This is a genomic window from Amycolatopsis sp. NPDC005003, from assembly GCF_053600695.1.
Genome location: NZ_JBSGAI010000093.1, coordinates 1 through 15,556 on the forward strand (window position 1 = coordinate 1; position 15,556 = coordinate 15,556).

Sequence of the window (15,556 nt, forward strand, 5' to 3'; positions counted from 1 at the left end):
TGACGTCGCCGAGCGGGCGTTCACCTCACGCGGCTGGACCTGGGGCGGCTCCTGGGACACCCCGATCGATTACCAGCACTTCGAGAAGCCCTGACTCTGGCCCGGAAACCGCTGGGGCGGGCAAACCGGGGCTGTGTGCGGGATCGGTCGCGACGGTAACCGCAGCCTCGCGCACTGGGGATGACTGACCGAAGTTCAGGACCGTCGCCGATGGACTGGCGGCGGTCCGGGCTTCGGCGAACCGGCTGTGGCGACGGATCGGCCGCTGCGCCGAGCCGGCCATTGCGGACCGGCCGTTGCGGCGAACCGGCCGCTGCATCGGGCCGGCCATTGCGGACCGGCCGCTGCGGTGAGCCGGCTGTTGCGGCGCGCCGGGCGTGCTAGTCGCGGCGGGCGTTCTGCAGCGCCAGGCCGCGGGGGGTGGCCGCGCGGGTGATCAACGCGAACGCGCCGTCGCACGCCAGTGCCAGTACCACCGCGGCCAGGCCGCCCGCGAAGATCTCTCCGTAGCCCTGGGCTCCGAGCGCGAAGCCGTCGACTATGTAGCGGCCCAGGCCGCCGCCGTCGTTGACGATTGCTCCGATCGCCACCGTGGCGATCAGCTGGAGGAATGCCACCCGGGCGCCCGCCAGGATCACCGGGGACGCCAGCGGGAGCTCGAGGCGCAGCATGATCTGCCACTCGCGGTAGCCCGTTCCGCGGGCCGCGTCGACCGTCTCCTGCTCCAGCGTCACCACGCCCGCGTACGTGTTCGTGAACAACGGGGGCATCGCCAGGCCGACCAGCGCCAGGAGCAACGGCCAGAACGTCGTGTCCAGCTCCCAGCGGCTGGCCAGGAACCAGAACAGGATGATCAAGCCGAAACTCGGGATCGCGCGGCCGATGTTCACCGCGCTGCTCGCGAGGAACGCGCCGCGGCGGTAGTGGGCCAGCCAGAGCGCCGCCGGGATGGTCAGCGCCGCCGCGATCGCCAACGCCAGCAACGAGAACCTGAGGTGCTCCAGCGTGCGGTACGGGACGCCGGCCTTGTCGGTCCAGCTCCAGCGGTTCGGGTCCGCGAGCCACGCGTTCAGCTGGTCGAGGAAGCTCATCGCGCCCGCACCTTCCGCGACCAGGGAGCCAGCACGCGCTCGCTGAGCCAGAGGACCAGATCCACCGCCACCGCCAGTGCGACCGACAGGACCACGCCGACGATGATCATCGTCGGGTTGGGGGTCGCCGTCTGGATGCCCGCTCGAATGAAATAACCCAGGCCGCCGAGGCCGAGCATCGACGTGACCGTCACCAGTCCGATCGTCGTCACCGCCGCGACCCGCAGGCCGGCGATCACCACCGGCAGGGCCAGGGGCAGCTCGATCTGCCAGAGCAGCCTGCCGCGCGTGTACCCCATGCCGACCGCGGCCTCGCGGACCTCGTTCGGCACCTGGTCGACGCCGGTCACGATGTTGCGGATCAGGATCAGCAGCGTGTACGTCGCGAGCGGGATCATCGCGGAGACGAACGTCAGCCCGAAGAACGGCACCAGGACCGCGAACGCGCCCAGGCTCGGGATCACGTACAACGCGCCCGCCGTGCCGAGGATCACCGGGTACGACCAGCGGAAACGCAGGGAGACCACGGCGAGCCCGATCGAAACCACCAGGCCGATGCCGAGCGCGGCGCCGGTCAGCGAAACGTGCTCGAGGAGGCGCTGGACGATGGCGTCGGCGTTGCGGTCCACCCACTTCCACTGGAAGATCGGGGGCCCGCTCTCGGCGGCCAGCGGCGTCACCGTGGTCACGTGCACCGGCTGACCCTACCCCGATCAGGCGCAAATATTCCGCGGAGTGGGAAATGCGACGGCTTTCTCCCACGATGTGGATTCTTGTCGGAGGTCGGGGCTAGGGTCCTTTCGTCTGTTCGAGTGACGAGGGAGTGGGGATTCGTGCGCTGGTTCCGGAACGCGTCCGTGGTGGCGGTGGCCGTCGCGGCGACGCTCGGTTTGGCCGCCTGTGGCGGCAGCGACAGCGGTGACAAGCCCGCCGCGCAGGGCAAGGGCGGGGCGCCGATCGTCGTCGCGTCCTTCAACTTCACCGACAGCCAGATCCTCGCCGAGATCTACGCTCAGGCGCTGGAGGCCAAGGGCTACCCGGTGACGCGCAAGCTGAACCTGGGGTCACGGGAGCTGATCTACCCGTCGCTGAAGTCCGGCGAGCTGCAGTTCATCCCGGAGTACCAGGGTGCGGCGATCACCACCGGCTTCGGCAAGGAGGCAGGCAAGACCGCGCAGGAGGAGCACGACCAGCTGGCGAAGCTGTTCGAGCCCAGCGGTGTCGCGCTGCTGAACTTCGCGGCCGCCGAGGACAAGAACACCTACATCGTCAAGTCCGACCTGGCCAAGGACAAGGGCATCGCGTCGATCAGCGACCTGAAGAAGCTCGACAAGGTCGTCATGGCCGGCCCGCCGGAGTGCGAGAAGCGCCTTCCGTGCTTCAAGGGCTTCACGGACGTCTACCAGCTGACCAACATCAGCTTCCAGACCATCCAGGAAGCCGGCCCGCGCGTCCAGCAGCTCAAGTCCGGGGCCGTCACGGTCATCCCGGTCGACTCGGTCAGCCCGCTGACCGGTGACCCGGCCTACACCGTGCTCAAGGACGACCTCAACATCGTGCCGACCGAGAACGTCGTGCCCGCGGTGAACAAGAAGGTGCTCGACGAGCGCGGAGCCGACTTCGCCAACGCGGTCAACGCCGTGAGCGCGAAGCTGACGACGGACGTCATGCGCGACCTGAACAAGCGGGTCGACTCCGACGGCGAACGCGCCGAAGACGTCGCGAAGGACTGGCTGGGCAAGGCCGGGCTCTGAACTACGCGGTCCCGCTGACGACCCACGCCCGGGCCGTCAGCGGGATCGAGCCGTCCGGGTTCGCCGGCAGGCGGCCGCGCAGCAGCTCGCGGAGCCGGTCGCGGTGCGCTTCCGGCAGGGTGGCCAGGTACGACGGGGCCGGGCCCTGCGCGCCCAGGAACGGCTGCCAGTAGTCGTCGAAGTCCGCGAACACCGTCGGGATCGTGATCTCCCCGACGGACACCGCCGTGAAGCCCGCGTCCGTCCACAGCCGGCCCAGCGGCTCCGGACGGCAGAGCGTGAACCGGCGCCCCTCGTCCAGCTCGGCGACCGTCGAAGGGTCGAGCTCGGCGGCCGCCTCCCAGAAGCGGCGGATCAGCTCCATGCCCTCGGCGAGGTCCCACAGGTAGGTGGCGGCCGGCCCGCCCGGCGCGGTCACCCGGGCGATCTCCGCCGCGGCACGGGCCGGCTCGGGGACGAAGTTCAGCACCAGGCCCGACACCACCACGTCGAACCGGGCGTCCGGGAACGGCAGCGAGCGCGCGTCGGCCTGCGTGAACGTCGCCCGCGGATCGGTCACGCCCGCGCGAGCCGTCTTCAGGAAGCCCTCGGACGGGTCGACGCCGACGACTTCCGCCGGGTCGGCCGCCACCAGCACCGCCGAGGTCAGCGCGCCCGTGCCGCAGCCGACGTCGAGCCAGCGCCGGCTCGCCGGCACGTCGAGCTGCCGGACGAACGTCGCCGCGATCCGGCGGCTCCACCGTCCGATGTAGGCCTCGTACGCGTCGCCTGACTGCCACATGCCCCCGAGTACAGCACAGAAACCGCTGTTCAGCGCCCGGCCAGCGCCCCGGTCGCGTCCTGGCCCGCCGCCGTCGCGCGGCGCAGGAACCCGGCGATCAGCGCCAGGTCTTCCTCGCTGTAGCCGGCGCAGAGCTCGTCCATCGCGGTGTTCATCCCCGCGTACAGGCGGAAGAGTTCCGCATTGCGGCCGGGCACCGCGCGGACGGCGACCGAGCGCCGGTCGGCCGCCTCGGGGTCGCGTTCCCGGACGATCCAGCCGCCCTTCTGCAGCCGGTCGAGGATGCCGGTCATCGTCGCCGGGTGCAGCCCGGCGCGGCGGGCCAGCGCGCTGGGGCTGAGCGGGCCGTGCCGGGCGATCAGCTCCAGGCACTCCAGGTCGACGTCCTTGAGCGCGATCTGGGCGCTGACCTGGTGGTTCAGCAGCGCGAGCTGGTTGCGCAGCTCCCGCAGCGCGTCCTTCACCGCCACGGTCGACCGGCGGTGCGCTCCCGAACTCATGCCGGCGAGCCTAACCGCCGAGGGCCATCCTCGTGTACGCGCGGACGTCGGCGTCCGAGTCGGTGCGCCGCGTCCGCAGCCGCGCCGCCACCGACGGCTGAGCCGCCCACTTGCCCAGCGCCTGGACCGCCGCCCGGCGGACGTTCGGGTGCTCGTCCTCCAGCGCCGCGAGCAGCTGCTCCGACGGTTCGGCCAGCGCACCCAGCGCCGTCGCCGCACCCCGGCGGACCTGCCAGGCCGGGTCCGCCAGCGCCGCGAACGCCAGCCGGGCCAGGTCGCCGCCGCAGCCCAGGTCGGCCGCCGCCGTCAAGGCCGCCGCGCGGACCAGGGGATCGCTGTCGACCGCCAGGGCCGCCACCGTGCCGGTCGACCGCGGGTCGCCGATCGTGCCCAGCCCCGTCGCCGTCGCCACCCGGACCTCGCGGGAGGCGTCCGCCGCCGCGGACGCCAGTGCCGAAGCCGCGTCCAGCGACACCAGGCCGCGGATGGCTTCCAGCCGGACCCCGACCGCCGGATCGGCCAGCGCGGCGGCGAACAACGCCGAGTCACCGAGCCGCAGGGCGCGCAGGACGTCCAGGGCCACCGAACGCACGTCCGCGTCGGACACCGCCAGCGCCGATCGCAGCCCGTCGCCCAGTGACGACGACGGCGTCAGCACCTCCACCAGCTCCCGCAGGCCGGCCGCCGCCGCGGCCCGCACCCGGGCGTCGATGTCGTGCAACGCCGTGACCAGCGCCGGCCCGAAGCCGTCCGGGGCCGATTCGGTGAGCACCGCGATCGCCGTCGTGCGGACCTCGGCGTCAGGATCGGACAGGTAAGAAGACAGCACCGCGAGCGAAGGCTGTTCCTCCGCCAGCGCGACGACCTCCAGGACCCGCGGCGACGAATGCGTCCGCGCCGGAGAGACGGTGGTGGCGTCCGGCGGGGTGTGGCCGCTGAAGGCCGTGTGGGTGCCGAGGACTTCGACGTCGAAGTCCGGCACCGAGAACTCCGGTACCGGCACGACATACGGCGTCACCGGCCGCTTCAGGAACTCCATCTCCCCGGCCGCCGTCTTCCGCAGGTTCAGGTGCGCCAGCCACGAGACGTCGTCGCGGCCGGGGTGGTCAGTCCGGTCGTGGTAGAGCCCCCACCGGCTCTCGGTCCGCACCAGCGACGCCCGGGCGGCCATCTCGGCGCAGTCCCGGATGAACGTCACTTCGGCGCAGCGCATCAGCTCGTGCGGGGTCCGCGCGCCCATCGAAGCGATCTCGCCGGTCATCCGCGCGAACGTCTCGAGGGCGATCTCCAGCTTCGCCGTCGTCTTCGGCGGGGCCACGTAGTCGTTGACGAACCGCCGCAGCTTGTACTCAACCTGCTGCTGCGGCGGACCGTCCGGAGTCGACAGTGGCCGGTAGATCAGCTCGTGCGCACGACCGATCTGGTCCTCGGGCAACGGAACACGAGGACGCAGGGCACCCGAAGCGTGCGCGCCCGCGAGGTCGCCGTAGACGAACGCGCCGATCATGTAGTTGTGCGGCACGCAGGCGAGGTCACCCGCCGCGTACAGGCCCGGGACCGTCGTCGCGCCGTTCTCGTCCACCCAGACGCCGGAGGCCGAATGCCCGCCGCACAGGCCGATCTCCGAGATGTGCATCTCGACGTCGTGCGTGCGGTAGTCGTGGCCGCGGGTGGCGTGGAACGTCCCGCGCGTCGGCCGCTCGGTCGTGTGCAGGATGTTCTCCAGCGCGCCGAGCGTCTCCTCCGGCAGGTGGGTCAGCTTGAGGTAGATCGGGCCGCGCGCCGAGGAGATCTCGCGGGCGACCTCGGCCATCATCTGGCCGGACCAATAGTCGCAGTCGACAAAGCGATCGCCGGCGGCGTTGACCTGGTAGCCGCCGAAGGGATTGGCGACATAAGCGCAGGCCGGGCCGTTGTAGTCCTTGATCAGCGGGTTGATCTGGAAACACTCGATCCCGGACAGCTCGGCGCCCGCGTGGTACGCCATCGCGTAGCCGTCGCCCGCGTTGGTCGGGTTCTCGTAGGTGCCGTAGAGATATCCGCTCGAGGGCAATCCCAATCGTCCACAAGGGCCGGTCGCGAGGATGACCGCGGCCGCCGAGACCGTGACGAACTCGCCGGTCCGCGTGTTGAACCCGACGGCACCGACCGCGCGCCCGCCGGACGTCAGCACCCGCACCGGCATCACGCGGTTCTCGATCGTGATCCGCTCGCGCATGTGCTTCGCCCGCAGCACCCGGTAGAGCACCTTCTTGATGTCCTTGCCCTCCGGCATCGGCAGCACGTAGCTGCCGGACCGGTGCACGCGCCGCACGGCGTACTCGCCGTACTCGTCCTTTTCGAACTTGACGCCGTACTTCTCCAGCCGCTGCACCATGGCGAACCCGCGCCGCGCGGTCTGGTACACGGTGGACTGGTTGACGACGCCGTCGTTGGCGCGGGTGATCTCGGCGACGTAGTCCTCCGGTGTCGCCTTGCCCGGGATGACCGCGTTGTTGACGCCGTCCATGCCCATGGCCAGCGCGCCCGAGTGCCGGACATGCGCCTTCTCCAGCAGCAGCACGTTCGCGCCGTGCTCGGCGGCGGTCAGCGCCGCCATCGTCCCGGCCGTCCCGCCGCCGATGACCAGGACGTCGGTCTCGAAGTGCGTCCGCGTGGACACCGGGGGTGCTTCGAACGTCACGCCGCCACCAGCCCGTCCAGGACCTCGGCGCGCTCGGCCGCCACGGCGGGCTCGGCCGTCCGCGGCCGCGACGACTCGACGACCTTCGCCAGCCGCCCGTCGCGGGTCAGCACCGCGACCCGGTCGGCCAGGAACAGGGCCTCGTCGACGTCGTGGGTCACGAACACCACGGTCGTCGGCCGCTTGCGCCAGACCTCCACGAGCAGCCGCTGCATGGCCGTGCGGGTCTGGGCGTCCAGCGCGCCGAACGGTTCGTCGGCCAGGATAACCCGCGGCGACCCGGCTAGGGTGCGGGCCAGCTGGACGCGCTGCCGCATGCCGCCGGACAGCTCCCGCGGCAGGTGGTCCCCGTACCCGGCCAGCCCGACCTGCGAGAGCCACGACTCGGCCTCCACGCGCCGCCTCGCCCGCGGGACGCGCCGGATGGTCAGCGGCAGTTCGACGTTGCGGCGCACCGAACGCCAGGGCAGCAGCCCGTCGTCCTGGAACACCAGGGCGCGCTCGGCCGACGTGCCGGTCACCTCCACACCGGCGGACAGAACGCGGCCCGACGACACCGGCAGCAGCCCGGCGAGGGTGCGCAGCAACGTCGACTTGCCGCACCCCGAAGGCCCGGTGACGGCGAGGATCTCGGCGTCGGCGACGGCCAGGTCGATGCCGGACAGCACCGCCCTCCGTCCGTAGTGGACGGTCAGGTTCTCGATGCGGAGGCTCATGCGTTCTCCCCTCGGGGCAGCCAGCGGGTGGCGCGGCGGCCGAGCAGTTCGACGGCGGCCGAGGTGACCCAGCCGAGCAGGCCGATGGTGAGCATCCCGACGATCACGCCGGGGTAGTCGACGACGGTGTAGGCCTGCCAGGTCCGGTAGCCGACGCCGAACTCGCCGGAGATCATCTCCGCCGAGATCACGCAGATCCACGAAACGCCCATGCCGACGGACAACCCGCCGAACACGCCGGGCAGCGCACCCGGCAGCACGACGTTCCAGAGCACGCGCCGCCGCGAGCCGCCCATCGTGCGGATCGCGTCCTCCCAGACCACCGGCAGCGCGCGCACCGCGTGCCGCGTGCTGACCACGACCGGGAAGAACGCCGCGAGGAACGTGATGAACACGATGCCCTGCTCGTTGGTGGGGAAGAGCAGGATCGCGATCGGCACCACCGCGATCGCCGGGATGGGCCGCACGACTTCCAGCAGCGGCTGGACGACGTCGGACGTGCCGCGGGAGCGCGCGATCGCCGTGCCGAGCCCGATGCCGAACACCGCGGCCAGCGCGAAGCCGGTGACGATCCGGCGCAGGGAATCGAGCAGGTCCTGGTAGTAGACGGCGGTGCCGAGCTGGTAGCCGAGGTCGCGGGCGACTTCGACGGGGGTGGGCAGGCGGTCGAAGTGCAGCCAGAGGTCGACGTCGAACGCGGTCAGCAGCTCCCACACGACCAGCGCGGCGACGATGCTGCCGGCGCGGACGGCCAGGCGGCTGAACCGGCGTCTGGGTGGCGCCGGTGGGGCGGCGACGGCGGTGGGTTCGTGTTCGAGGGTCTGGGTCATCGGGACTCCTCCACGGCTTGCGCGTAGCTGACGATCGCGCCGGGGTGCCCGGCGAGGTGGGCGCGGGCGCCGTCTTCGGTGGTGAAGGGCAGCAGCGTGCCGCCCGCGTCGCGCACCCAGACGGCCTTGTCCGCGAACCAGCGGGTGCCGGTGGCCGCGTCGGGGACGTAGGCCGCGCGGACCGGCTTCCCGGCGTGCGCCACGGCCTTGAGCAGGCACGACGGCGTGGCCGCGGGGTGTGTCGCGGTCTCGCCGGCCAGCCACAGCTCACCCGAGGTGCGCGGATCAGTGACCGGCTGCGCGCACGTCGTGTCGAAACCCTGCACCGCCGCCGGATTGTCCAAAGAGGACGCAGCTGTGTCGTAGGACGGGCCGTAGATCTCCCGCAGGTACCGGTCGTCGACGAACGCGCCGAGGTCCAGCCGCTTGATGTTGCCGATCGACCGCAGGAACGGCGCGTCCGTCTCCAGCGCGCTGTTCAGCGGGCGCTTCAGCGGCAGGTCGAAGGTGACCATGCCGCCGGCGCCGTTGTAGAGGTAGACGACCTCGGCCGGCAGCTTCGTGGCGGAGGCGACCTTCAGGGCCGCGTCCATCGGGTGCTGGTGCAGGTAGTCCGTCGCGTCCCGTTGCGCGCGCAGGAACTCCGTGACGACGTCGTGGTGACTGTCCGCATAGGACTCCCGGACGACCACGCCGTGCCAGGTCGGCAGGTTCAGCGCCGAGCCGTCGTAGAGCAGCCGGGCCTGGTTGGCGAACACCAGCTGGCCCGGCCACGCGACGAACTGCCCGAGCGCGTCGACCGACCCGGACAGCAGCCCGGACGCGCCGACCGCCGGCGCCTGGTTCTGCAGGTGGACGTCGTCGGTGCCGATGCCGATGTTCTGCAGCGCGTGCACGGTGGTGCCGTGCCCGGCCGAACCGATGCTGGCCGAGATCTTCTTGCCGCGCAGGTCGGCCAGGGTGTGGGCGGGCGAGCCCGGCGGCACGACGACCATGTTCAGCGCGCCCAGCAGGTTGTAGCCGGTGGCGGCGATCAGCTCGGTGCGGCCGTCGCCGAACTCCTGCGTGCGGGATCCGTTGATGAGCAACGGGTAGTCGCCCATCGAGCCGATGTCGATCTTCCCGGCGACCATCTGCGCGGTGATCGGCGCGCCGGTGGAGTAGTCCTGCCACGTGACGTGATAGCGCTTCCCGTCCCGTTTGCCCAGGTCGGCGAGCCGCTGCTCGAAGTACCCGAGCGACCGCAGCAGCGTGCCCGCGGTGACCGTGTTGATCGTCTTCGACTGGTAGCCGATGACCACGTCGACGTCGCTCGACGTCGACGCGTTCGCGGTGCAGCCCGCGGCCAGCAACGCGGCGGCGAGCAGAACCCGGACCGCCTTCATCGCAGCAGGTAAGGCATGTTGATGGTGACCGCGCCGGTCGGGCAGCGTGCCGCGCACGGCCCGCAGTACCAGCACTCGTCGACGTGCATGTACGCCTTGTCGGTGTCCGGGTCGATGGCCAGGGAGTCGAGCGGGCACATGTCGACGCACAGGCGGCAGCCGTCGAGGCACTTCGACTCGTCGATCGTCACCGGGACGTCGACCCGGCTCGGCACGAGGGGCATGGCGGTCTCCTTCAGGAACGGTCGAGGCGGGCGCGCATGGTCAGGCGGTCGCCGCACAGCCGGATGTATTCGAGGTCGACGGGCCGCCCGTCGGCGAAGTGCGTGAGGCGTTCCCACCGCAGCAGCGCCGCGCCCGGCGGGACCTCCAGCACGGCGGCGGTTTCGGGGTCGGCGTTGAGGGATTCGACGTCGATGTCGGCGTAGCCCAGCCGCTGCCCGGACGTCTCCTCGATGAGCGCGAACACGTCCCGCCCGGCGAGGTCGTGCTCCAGCAGCGGCTTCCCGATCTCCGGCAGCAGGTAGGTGAGGTCGAGCGACAGCGGGACGCCGTCGAGGCGCCGCAGCCGTTCCAGGTAGACGACCTCGGAGCGCTCGGGCACGCCGAGCCGGTGCGCCACCACGGCGGGCGCGGGTACCAGGTCCGCCGTCCGGATGTCGTTGGTCACCTCGCCGTGTTCGCGCAGCACCTCGGCGAGCCCGGCCAGCCGGTTGAGCCCGTGCGGGTACTTGTGCCCGACGACGACCGTGCCGACGCCGGGCTGGCGCGCGATCAGGCCGTCGTCGCGCAGCAGCGCGAGGGCTTCCCGCACGGTGTTCCGGGTCGCCGAGAACTTCACCGTGAGGTCCTCCTCACACGGCAGCCGCTCCTCTGCCAGCACCTGACGGCGCAGCAGATCGGCGAGCTGCCGGGCGCTGTCGGACCTCGTCCGCCGGGGTGTCGTGGGCATGGCGGCGAGAATGGCCAGCGGACGTTAACACCGTGTTACGCCACTTCCGGCGCTCTTCCCAGGCTTCTGACCTGCGAAAAAGGCTGTCCAGAGCGGACTTCCGCCGCTCACTATCTGGGACGTGCGAGGGCGCCCGCCGCGGGTGCGGTGCGCGGTGAAATCGTGGACCCTGATTCGTACGCCGGGAAGAGGAGTGAAATGGGAAAGGTCACGGCCACCGCGGAGCGCACCATCGACGCCCCGGCCGACAAGGTCCGCGCGCTCGTCGCCGACTACGCCGAGACGCGGCCGAAGCTGCTCACCGAGCACTACCGCGACTACCAGGTGACCGAGGGCGGCGTCGGCGCCGGGACCAAGGCCGGCTGGAAGCTGCAGGCGACGTCCAAGCGCGTCCGCGACGTCAAGGCGACGGTCACCGAGCCGCGGCCGGGAACGCTGGTCGAGACGGACGCGAACTCGAGCATGGTCACCACGTGGACGGTCACTGAAGCGGGTGAACGCAGCGTCGTGAAGATCGAGACGACCTGGGACGGTGCCGGCGGCATCGGCGGCTTCTTCGAGAAGACCTTCGCGCCGGGCGGGCTCAAGAAGATCTACGACGGCGTGCTGGAGAAGCTCGCCGAGATCGTGTGACGCCTCACAATCGGAATCTGCGCCCCGGTTAGCCGGTTACACCCGGTGGAATCCGGGGCGCCTGCCCCGCTTCGAGCTTTGGAGGAGATTCGACGATGAGCACGGCGACCGAAATCCGGCTGGCTTCGCGTCCGGAAGGCGTGCCGACGCACGACAACTTCGAGATCGTCGACACCGAGGTGCCGACGCCGGGCGACGGCCAGATCCTGGTCCGCAACCTGATCATGAGCGTCGACCCCGCGATGCGCGGCCGCATGAAGGACGTCAAGTCCTACGCGCCGCCGTTCCAGGTCGGCGAGGTCATGAGCGGCGGGGCGGTCGGCGAGGTCGTCGAGTCGAACGTCGACGACGTCAAGGTCGGTGACCACGTGCTCCACCAGGCCGGCTGGCGCACCCACGCCGTGCTCGACGCGGGCCGGTACGTCAAGGTCGACGGGGCCGCGGCGCCGCTGTCGACGTACCTCGGCGTGCTCGGCATGCCGGGCCTCACCGCCTACTCCGGCCTGCTGGAGTCGGCCGAGTTCAAGCCGGGCGACACGGTGTTCGTCTCCGGTGCGGCCGGCGCGGTCGGCTCGCTGGTCGGGCAGATCGCGAAGCTGAAGGGCGCCAAGCGCGTCATCGGCTCGGCGGGTTCGGCGGAGAAGGTCCGCCACCTGATCGACGACCTCGGCTTCGACGCCGCCTTCAACTACAAGGACGGCCCGGTCGTCGAGCAGCTGCACAAGGCGGCGCCGGAGGGTGTCGACGTCTACTTCGACAACGTCGGCGGCGAGCACCTCGAAGCCGCGATCGACGCGATCACCCTGCACGGCCGGATCGTCATCTGCGGGATGATCTCCACGTACAACGCGACCGAGCCGACGCCGGCGCCGCGCAACCTCACGCAGGTCATCGCCAAGCGGCTCACCATCCGCGGCCTGCTGGTGATCGACCACTGGCACCTGCAGCAGCAGTTCGTCACCGAGATCGCGCCGCTGGTGGCCTCCGGCGAGATCAAGTACTCGGAGACCTTCGTCGACGGCATCCGCAACGCGCCCGAGGCGTTCCTCGGCCTGCTGTCGGGCGCCAACACCGGCAAGATGCTGGTCCGGATCGCGGACTAAAGCAGTCCGGCCAGCTCCGGCAGGGTCGACGCGGTGTAGGTGGGCGCGGGCGAGCCGGGCAGCGGGTGGACTCCGGGACGGGTGAGCAAGGCCGTCTCGAGACCCGCCGCCTGGGCGCCCGCGATGTCCCAGTCGTGCGCCGCGATCATGACCGCCCGCCGCCCGGGATAGGCGGCGGTGACCTGCCGGTAGGGCTCCGGCGCGGGCTTGAGCCTGCCGACCTGCTCGGCGGAGAAGATCCGGTCGAGCAGCGGCGCCAGCCCGGCGTTCTGCAGCTGGGCCTCGGCGGTGGCGAGCGGCGAGTTCGTCAGCGCGACCACGGTGTGGCCCGCTTCGCGCAGCTTCACCAGGCCCGGCTCGACGTCCGGGTGGGCCGGGAGCGAACGCAGCCTCACGGCGATCGCCCCCAGGTCCGCCTCCCGCCCGTGCCGGGCGGCGACCTCGATCGCCGCGTCCCCGGCGATGCCCGCGAAGTCGCGGTAGCCGCCCGTCGCCGTCACCGTGAGGACGGTGTGGATGGCCAGGCCGAACCACTCGCGCCGCAGCTCGGGCCCGCCGATGGTGGCGTCCAGCGCGGCGAGGTCCAGCAAGGTCTCGTTGACGTCGAAGACGCACAGCATCCGATCAGTATTGCTCGGTGAGCGCCCGGTGGTCGAGGCGCGCGTCCAGCTCCTCCGCCGGGGTCGGCAGGGACATCTGGTCCCGCATGATCGTGCCCAGCGACGGCAGGGTCGAGCGGTCGGGCCACGTCGACGGGTCCCACAGCGACGACCGCAGGAACGCCTTCGCGCAGTGCATGTACAGCTCCTGCACTTCGACGACCACGGCCAGCCGCGGCCGCTTGCCCCGCACCACCAGCGCGTCGAAGAACGGCGCGTCCGACACCAGTTTCGCGCGGCCGTTGACCCGCAGCGTCTCGTTCATCCCCGGCACCAGGAACAGCAGCCCGGCGTGCGGGTTGTCGACGATGTTGCGGAAGCTGTCCACCAGCTTGTTGCCCGGCCGGTCCGCCAGCACCAGCGTCTTCTCGTCGAGCACCAGCACCGAGCCCGCCGGGTCGCCCCGCGGGGAGACGTCACAGCTGCCGTCCGGGGCCGAAGTCGCCAGCAGCACGAACGGCGAGTGCGCGATCAGGTTCCGCGCGTGCTCGTCGATCCGGTCGATGACCTTCTTCTGCGTCAGCTCGGCCGCTTCGCCGACGACCTCGCGCAGGGCCTCGTGTGAGTCGATGATCCCCATGTGCCCAACCTAGCGGGCACCACCGGCGATCCGGCCCACGATGGCGACCCGCGCGGCCTCGGCCGACTTGCGCACCACCAGGTCCACCGAGTAGCCGTGCTTCACGAAGACGCCGTCGAGCTGGAACGTGCCGTAGCCGTGGGCCTGGGTGAGCAGCTGCTCCAGCAGCTCCAGCGCCGTGGCCGGGTCCGGAGCGACCGCCAGGCAGCGCAGCAGGAACTCGTCGGTCATCCGGCGGGTCTGCTCGTGCAGGCCGACGTGCTCCGGGCCGTGCAGGCCGTCCGCGTAGATGACGTTCATGCCGGCCCGGCGCTCGATCAGGTAGCGCGTGTACGCGCCCGCGGCCGCGGCCAGTGCGTCCGCCGGATCCGGGTGCTCGCCCGCCGCCGCTGCGACGCGGTCCGCCAGCTGGCACGCGACGTGCGCCGCCACCTCGGCCAGGAGGGCCTCCCGGGTGGCGAAGTGCCGGTACGGCGCGCCGGGGCTGACCTTCGCCCGCCGCGCGACTTCGGCGACCGAGAAGCCGGCCAGGCCCTGCTCCGCGATCAGGTCGAGCGAGACGCGCACGAGCTCGCCTCGGAGATCGCCGTGGTGGTACTTGCCGCCCATGACCTGGATCACATCTCTCGTCCGAAATATGTAAGACCCCTCTTACGTAGAGATGTAAGAGGCCTCTTATGAGGCAACGGTACTTGAACTTGGAGGGTTCCATGAGCACCACCACGCACGCCATTGCCGCTCCCGCTCCGGGCGCGCCGCTGGCGCCGACCACGATCGAGCGCCGTGACCTGCGTCCGGACGACGTGCTGATCGACATCGCCTACGCCGGCATCTGCCACAGCGACATCCACCAGGTCAAGGAGGACTGGGGCCAGGCGATCTTCCCGATGGTCCCGGGCCACGAGATCGCCGGCGTGGTCGCCGCGGTCGGCTCGGCCGTGACGAAGTACCAGGTCGGCGACCGCGTCGGCGTCGGCTGCATGGTCGACTCCTGCGGCAGGTGCGAGTACTGCCTGGCCGGCACCGAGCAGTTCTGCGTCAACGGCAACGTCCAGACCTACAACGGCGTCGGCCTCGACGGTGAGAACACCTACGGCGGCTACAGCAACCAGATCGTCGTGAAGGACGCCTTCGTCTGCCGCATCCCCGAGGGCATCGACCTCGACGTCGCCGCGCCGCTGCTGTGCGCGGGCATCACCACCTACTCGCCGCTGCACCACTGGGGTGCCGGCCCCGGCAAGAAGGTCGCCGTGATCGGCCTCGGCGGGCTCGGCCACATGGCCGTCAAGATCGCCGCCGCGATGGGCGCCGAGGTGACCGTGCTCAGCCAGAGCCTCAAGAAGCAGGAGGACGGCCTCAAGCTCGGCGCCAAGGACTACTACGCGACCAGCGACGAGTCGACGTTCGACACGCTCAAGGGCAAGTTCGACATCATCCTCAACACCGTTTCGGCCAAGCTGCCGGTCGACGCCTACCTCGGCCTGCTGCGGGTCGGCGGCGCGATGGTGAACGTCGGCGCGCCCGGCGAGCCGCTGGCCTACAACGCCTTCTCGCTGCTCGGCGGCAACAAGGTGCTGGCCGGCTCGATGATCGGCGGCATCGCCGAGACCCAGGAGATGCTGGACTTCTGCGCGAAGCACGGCATCGGCGCGGAGATCGAGACGATCTCGGCCGACAAGGTCAACGAGGCCTACGAGCGCGTCGAGAACTCCGACGTGCGCTACCGGTTCGTCATCGATGCCAAGACCATCGGCGCGTGACCGTCGTGAGTGGTAATTCGGGTTAGAACCCGAATTACCACTCACGAGCCCGCGCAGGAACACAACGGGGGGTTTGGCGGGACCCCCCCCCGGTTTTGGCAGTGGCCCCCGATGGCGCGGGGCCCGGGG

General features: G+C 70.9%; 18 protein-coding genes. 5 read left to right on the forward strand and 13 right to left on the reverse strand.

Annotated elements, in window-relative coordinates:
- Positions 1-94: M15 family metallopeptidase (locus tag ACWED2_RS47375; RefSeq protein ID WP_449693534.1), on the forward strand; the 94-nt coding region annotated here is incomplete at its 5' end.
- A 286-nt stretch (positions 95-380) separates the two neighbouring features.
- On the opposite strand, the gene ACWED2_RS47380 is transcribed toward ACWED2_RS47375, so the two are convergent.
- The gene (locus ACWED2_RS47380; protein WP_449697061.1) at positions 381-1,091 is read right to left on the reverse strand and encodes an ABC transporter permease; all 711 of its coding nucleotides are present in this window, start codon (positions 1,089-1,091) and stop codon (positions 381-383) included.
- On the reverse strand, positions 1,088-1,786 hold the full coding sequence (locus tag ACWED2_RS47385) for an ABC transporter permease (protein WP_449697062.1): 699 nt from the start codon (positions 1,784-1,786) through the stop codon (positions 1,088-1,090). Before ACWED2_RS47385 ends, ACWED2_RS47380 begins: the two co-directional genes overlap by 4 nt.
- A gap of 138 nt (positions 1,787-1,924) precedes the next feature.
- Between ACWED2_RS47385 and ACWED2_RS47390 the strand changes: the two genes are divergently transcribed.
- Positions 1,925-2,845, forward strand: a complete 921-nt coding sequence (locus ACWED2_RS47390) for an ABC transporter substrate-binding protein (RefSeq protein ID WP_449697063.1) — start codon at positions 1,925-1,927, stop codon at positions 2,843-2,845.
- A gap of 1 nt (position 2,846) precedes the next feature.
- Here ACWED2_RS47390 and ACWED2_RS47395 read toward each other — a convergent pair whose 3' ends face one another.
- Genes ACWED2_RS47395 through ACWED2_RS47430 form a run of 8 tightly spaced genes read right to left on the reverse strand, consistent with a single transcriptional unit; the run spans position 2,847 to position 10,692 of the window.
- Positions 2,847-3,626 carry a class I SAM-dependent methyltransferase gene (locus tag ACWED2_RS47395; protein WP_449697064.1) on the reverse strand — a complete coding sequence of 260 codons (780 nt, stop codon included), beginning with the start codon at positions 3,624-3,626 and terminating at the stop codon, positions 2,847-2,849.
- A 29-nt stretch (positions 3,627-3,655) separates the two neighbouring features.
- The gene (locus tag ACWED2_RS47400; protein ID WP_449697065.1) at positions 3,656-4,126 is read right to left on the reverse strand and encodes a MarR family transcriptional regulator; all 471 of its coding nucleotides are present in this window, start codon (positions 4,124-4,126) and stop codon (positions 3,656-3,658) included.
- 10 nt (positions 4,127-4,136) lie between these two features.
- The gene (locus ACWED2_RS47405) at positions 4,137-6,809 is read right to left on the reverse strand and encodes a fumarate reductase/succinate dehydrogenase flavoprotein subunit (RefSeq protein ID WP_449697066.1); all 2,673 of its coding nucleotides are present in this window, start codon (positions 6,807-6,809) and stop codon (positions 4,137-4,139) included.
- Positions 6,806-7,525: an ABC transporter ATP-binding protein gene (locus tag ACWED2_RS47410; RefSeq protein WP_449697067.1), complete on the reverse strand. Its 720-nt coding sequence runs from the start codon at positions 7,523-7,525 to the stop codon at positions 6,806-6,808. The genes ACWED2_RS47405 and ACWED2_RS47410 overlap by 4 nt, the downstream gene beginning before the upstream one ends.
- Complete coding sequence (locus ACWED2_RS47415) at positions 7,522-8,355, reverse strand: ABC transporter permease (RefSeq protein WP_449697068.1); 834 nt, start codon at positions 8,353-8,355, stop codon at positions 7,522-7,524. Before ACWED2_RS47415 ends, ACWED2_RS47410 begins: the two co-directional genes overlap by 4 nt.
- Complete coding sequence (locus tag ACWED2_RS47420; protein ID WP_449697069.1) at positions 8,352-9,740, reverse strand: ABC transporter substrate-binding protein; 1,389 nt, start codon at positions 9,738-9,740, stop codon at positions 8,352-8,354. Before ACWED2_RS47420 ends, ACWED2_RS47415 begins: the two co-directional genes overlap by 4 nt.
- Complete coding sequence (locus tag ACWED2_RS47425; protein WP_176173465.1) at positions 9,737-9,964, reverse strand: 4Fe-4S dicluster domain-containing protein; 228 nt, start codon at positions 9,962-9,964, stop codon at positions 9,737-9,739. The genes ACWED2_RS47420 and ACWED2_RS47425 overlap by 4 nt, the downstream gene beginning before the upstream one ends.
- A gap of 11 nt (positions 9,965-9,975) precedes the next feature.
- Positions 9,976-10,692, reverse strand: coding sequence for a GntR family transcriptional regulator (locus ACWED2_RS47430; RefSeq protein WP_449697070.1), 717 nt, complete (start codon positions 10,690-10,692; stop codon positions 9,976-9,978).
- A 198-nt stretch (positions 10,693-10,890) separates the two neighbouring features.
- Between ACWED2_RS47430 and ACWED2_RS47435 the strand changes: the two genes are divergently transcribed.
- Both ACWED2_RS47435 and ACWED2_RS47440 read left to right on the forward strand, forming a co-directional pair.
- The gene (locus ACWED2_RS47435; RefSeq protein ID WP_364245534.1) at positions 10,891-11,325 is read left to right on the forward strand and encodes an SRPBCC family protein; all 435 of its coding nucleotides are present in this window, start codon (positions 10,891-10,893) and stop codon (positions 11,323-11,325) included.
- 95 nt (positions 11,326-11,420) lie between these two features.
- Positions 11,421-12,428, forward strand: coding sequence for an NADP-dependent oxidoreductase (locus ACWED2_RS47440; protein WP_449697071.1), 1,008 nt, complete (start codon positions 11,421-11,423; stop codon positions 12,426-12,428).
- Here ACWED2_RS47440 and ACWED2_RS47445 read toward each other — a convergent pair.
- The 3 genes from ACWED2_RS47445 to ACWED2_RS47455 are packed head-to-tail and all read right to left on the reverse strand — an operon-like array spanning position 12,425 to position 14,288.
- The gene (locus ACWED2_RS47445; RefSeq protein WP_449697072.1) at positions 12,425-13,048 is read right to left on the reverse strand and encodes an HAD family hydrolase; all 624 of its coding nucleotides are present in this window, start codon (positions 13,046-13,048) and stop codon (positions 12,425-12,427) included. The two genes, ACWED2_RS47440 and ACWED2_RS47445, sit on opposite strands and share 4 nt — an antisense overlap.
- Before the next feature lie 4 nt (positions 13,049-13,052).
- Positions 13,053-13,667 carry a pyridoxamine 5'-phosphate oxidase family protein gene (locus tag ACWED2_RS47450; RefSeq protein ID WP_449697073.1) on the reverse strand — a complete coding sequence of 205 codons (615 nt, stop codon included), beginning with the start codon at positions 13,665-13,667 and terminating at the stop codon, positions 13,053-13,055.
- A gap of 9 nt (positions 13,668-13,676) precedes the next feature.
- Entirely contained in the window at positions 13,677-14,288 is a 612-nt protein-coding gene (locus ACWED2_RS47455) for a TetR/AcrR family transcriptional regulator (RefSeq protein WP_449697074.1), read from the reverse strand.
- Positions 14,289-14,377: 89 nt separating this feature from the next.
- Here ACWED2_RS47455 and ACWED2_RS47460 point away from each other — a divergent pair, with 89 nt between their 5' ends.
- Complete coding sequence (locus ACWED2_RS47460) at positions 14,378-15,427, forward strand: NAD(P)-dependent alcohol dehydrogenase (protein ID WP_449697075.1); 1,050 nt, start codon at positions 14,378-14,380, stop codon at positions 15,425-15,427.
- Positions 15,428-15,556 lie beyond the last annotated feature (129 nt).

Bases quoted from the DNA above. Each gene is read 5' to 3' on its own strand.
- ACWED2_RS47380 (WP_449697061.1), bottom strand. From the start codon at position 1,091: ATGAGCTTCCTCGACCAGCTGAACGCGTGGCTCGCGGACCCGAACCGC.
- ACWED2_RS47395 (WP_449697064.1), bottom strand. From the start codon at position 3,626: ATGTGGCAGTCAGGCGACGCGTACGAGGCCTACATCGGACGGTGGAGC.
- ACWED2_RS47400 (WP_449697065.1), bottom strand. From the start codon at position 4,126: ATGAGTTCGGGAGCGCACCGCCGGTCGACCGTGGCGGTGAAGGACGCG.
- ACWED2_RS47410 (WP_449697067.1), bottom strand. From the start codon at position 7,525: ATGAGCCTCCGCATCGAGAACCTGACCGTCCACTACGGACGGAGGGCG.
- ACWED2_RS47415 (WP_449697068.1), bottom strand. From the start codon at position 8,355: ATGACCCAGACCCTCGAACACGAACCCACCGCCGTCGCCGCCCCACCG.
- ACWED2_RS47420 (WP_449697069.1), bottom strand. From the start codon at position 9,740: ATGAAGGCGGTCCGGGTTCTGCTCGCCGCCGCGTTGCTGGCCGCGGGC.
- ACWED2_RS47425 (WP_176173465.1), bottom strand. From the start codon at position 9,964: ATGCCCCTCGTGCCGAGCCGGGTCGACGTCCCGGTGACGATCGACGAG.
- ACWED2_RS47430 (WP_449697070.1), bottom strand. From the start codon at position 10,692: ATGCCCACGACACCCCGGCGGACGAGGTCCGACAGCGCCCGGCAGCTC.
- ACWED2_RS47435 (WP_364245534.1), top strand. From the start codon at position 10,891: ATGGGAAAGGTCACGGCCACCGCGGAGCGCACCATCGACGCCCCGGCC.
- ACWED2_RS47440 (WP_449697071.1), top strand. From the start codon at position 11,421: ATGAGCACGGCGACCGAAATCCGGCTGGCTTCGCGTCCGGAAGGCGTG.
- ACWED2_RS47445 (WP_449697072.1), bottom strand. From the start codon at position 13,048: ATGCTGTGCGTCTTCGACGTCAACGAGACCTTGCTGGACCTCGCCGCG.
- ACWED2_RS47450 (WP_449697073.1), bottom strand. From the start codon at position 13,667: ATGGGGATCATCGACTCACACGAGGCCCTGCGCGAGGTCGTCGGCGAA.
- ACWED2_RS47460 (WP_449697075.1), top strand. From the start codon at position 14,378: ATGAGCACCACCACGCACGCCATTGCCGCTCCCGCTCCGGGCGCGCCG.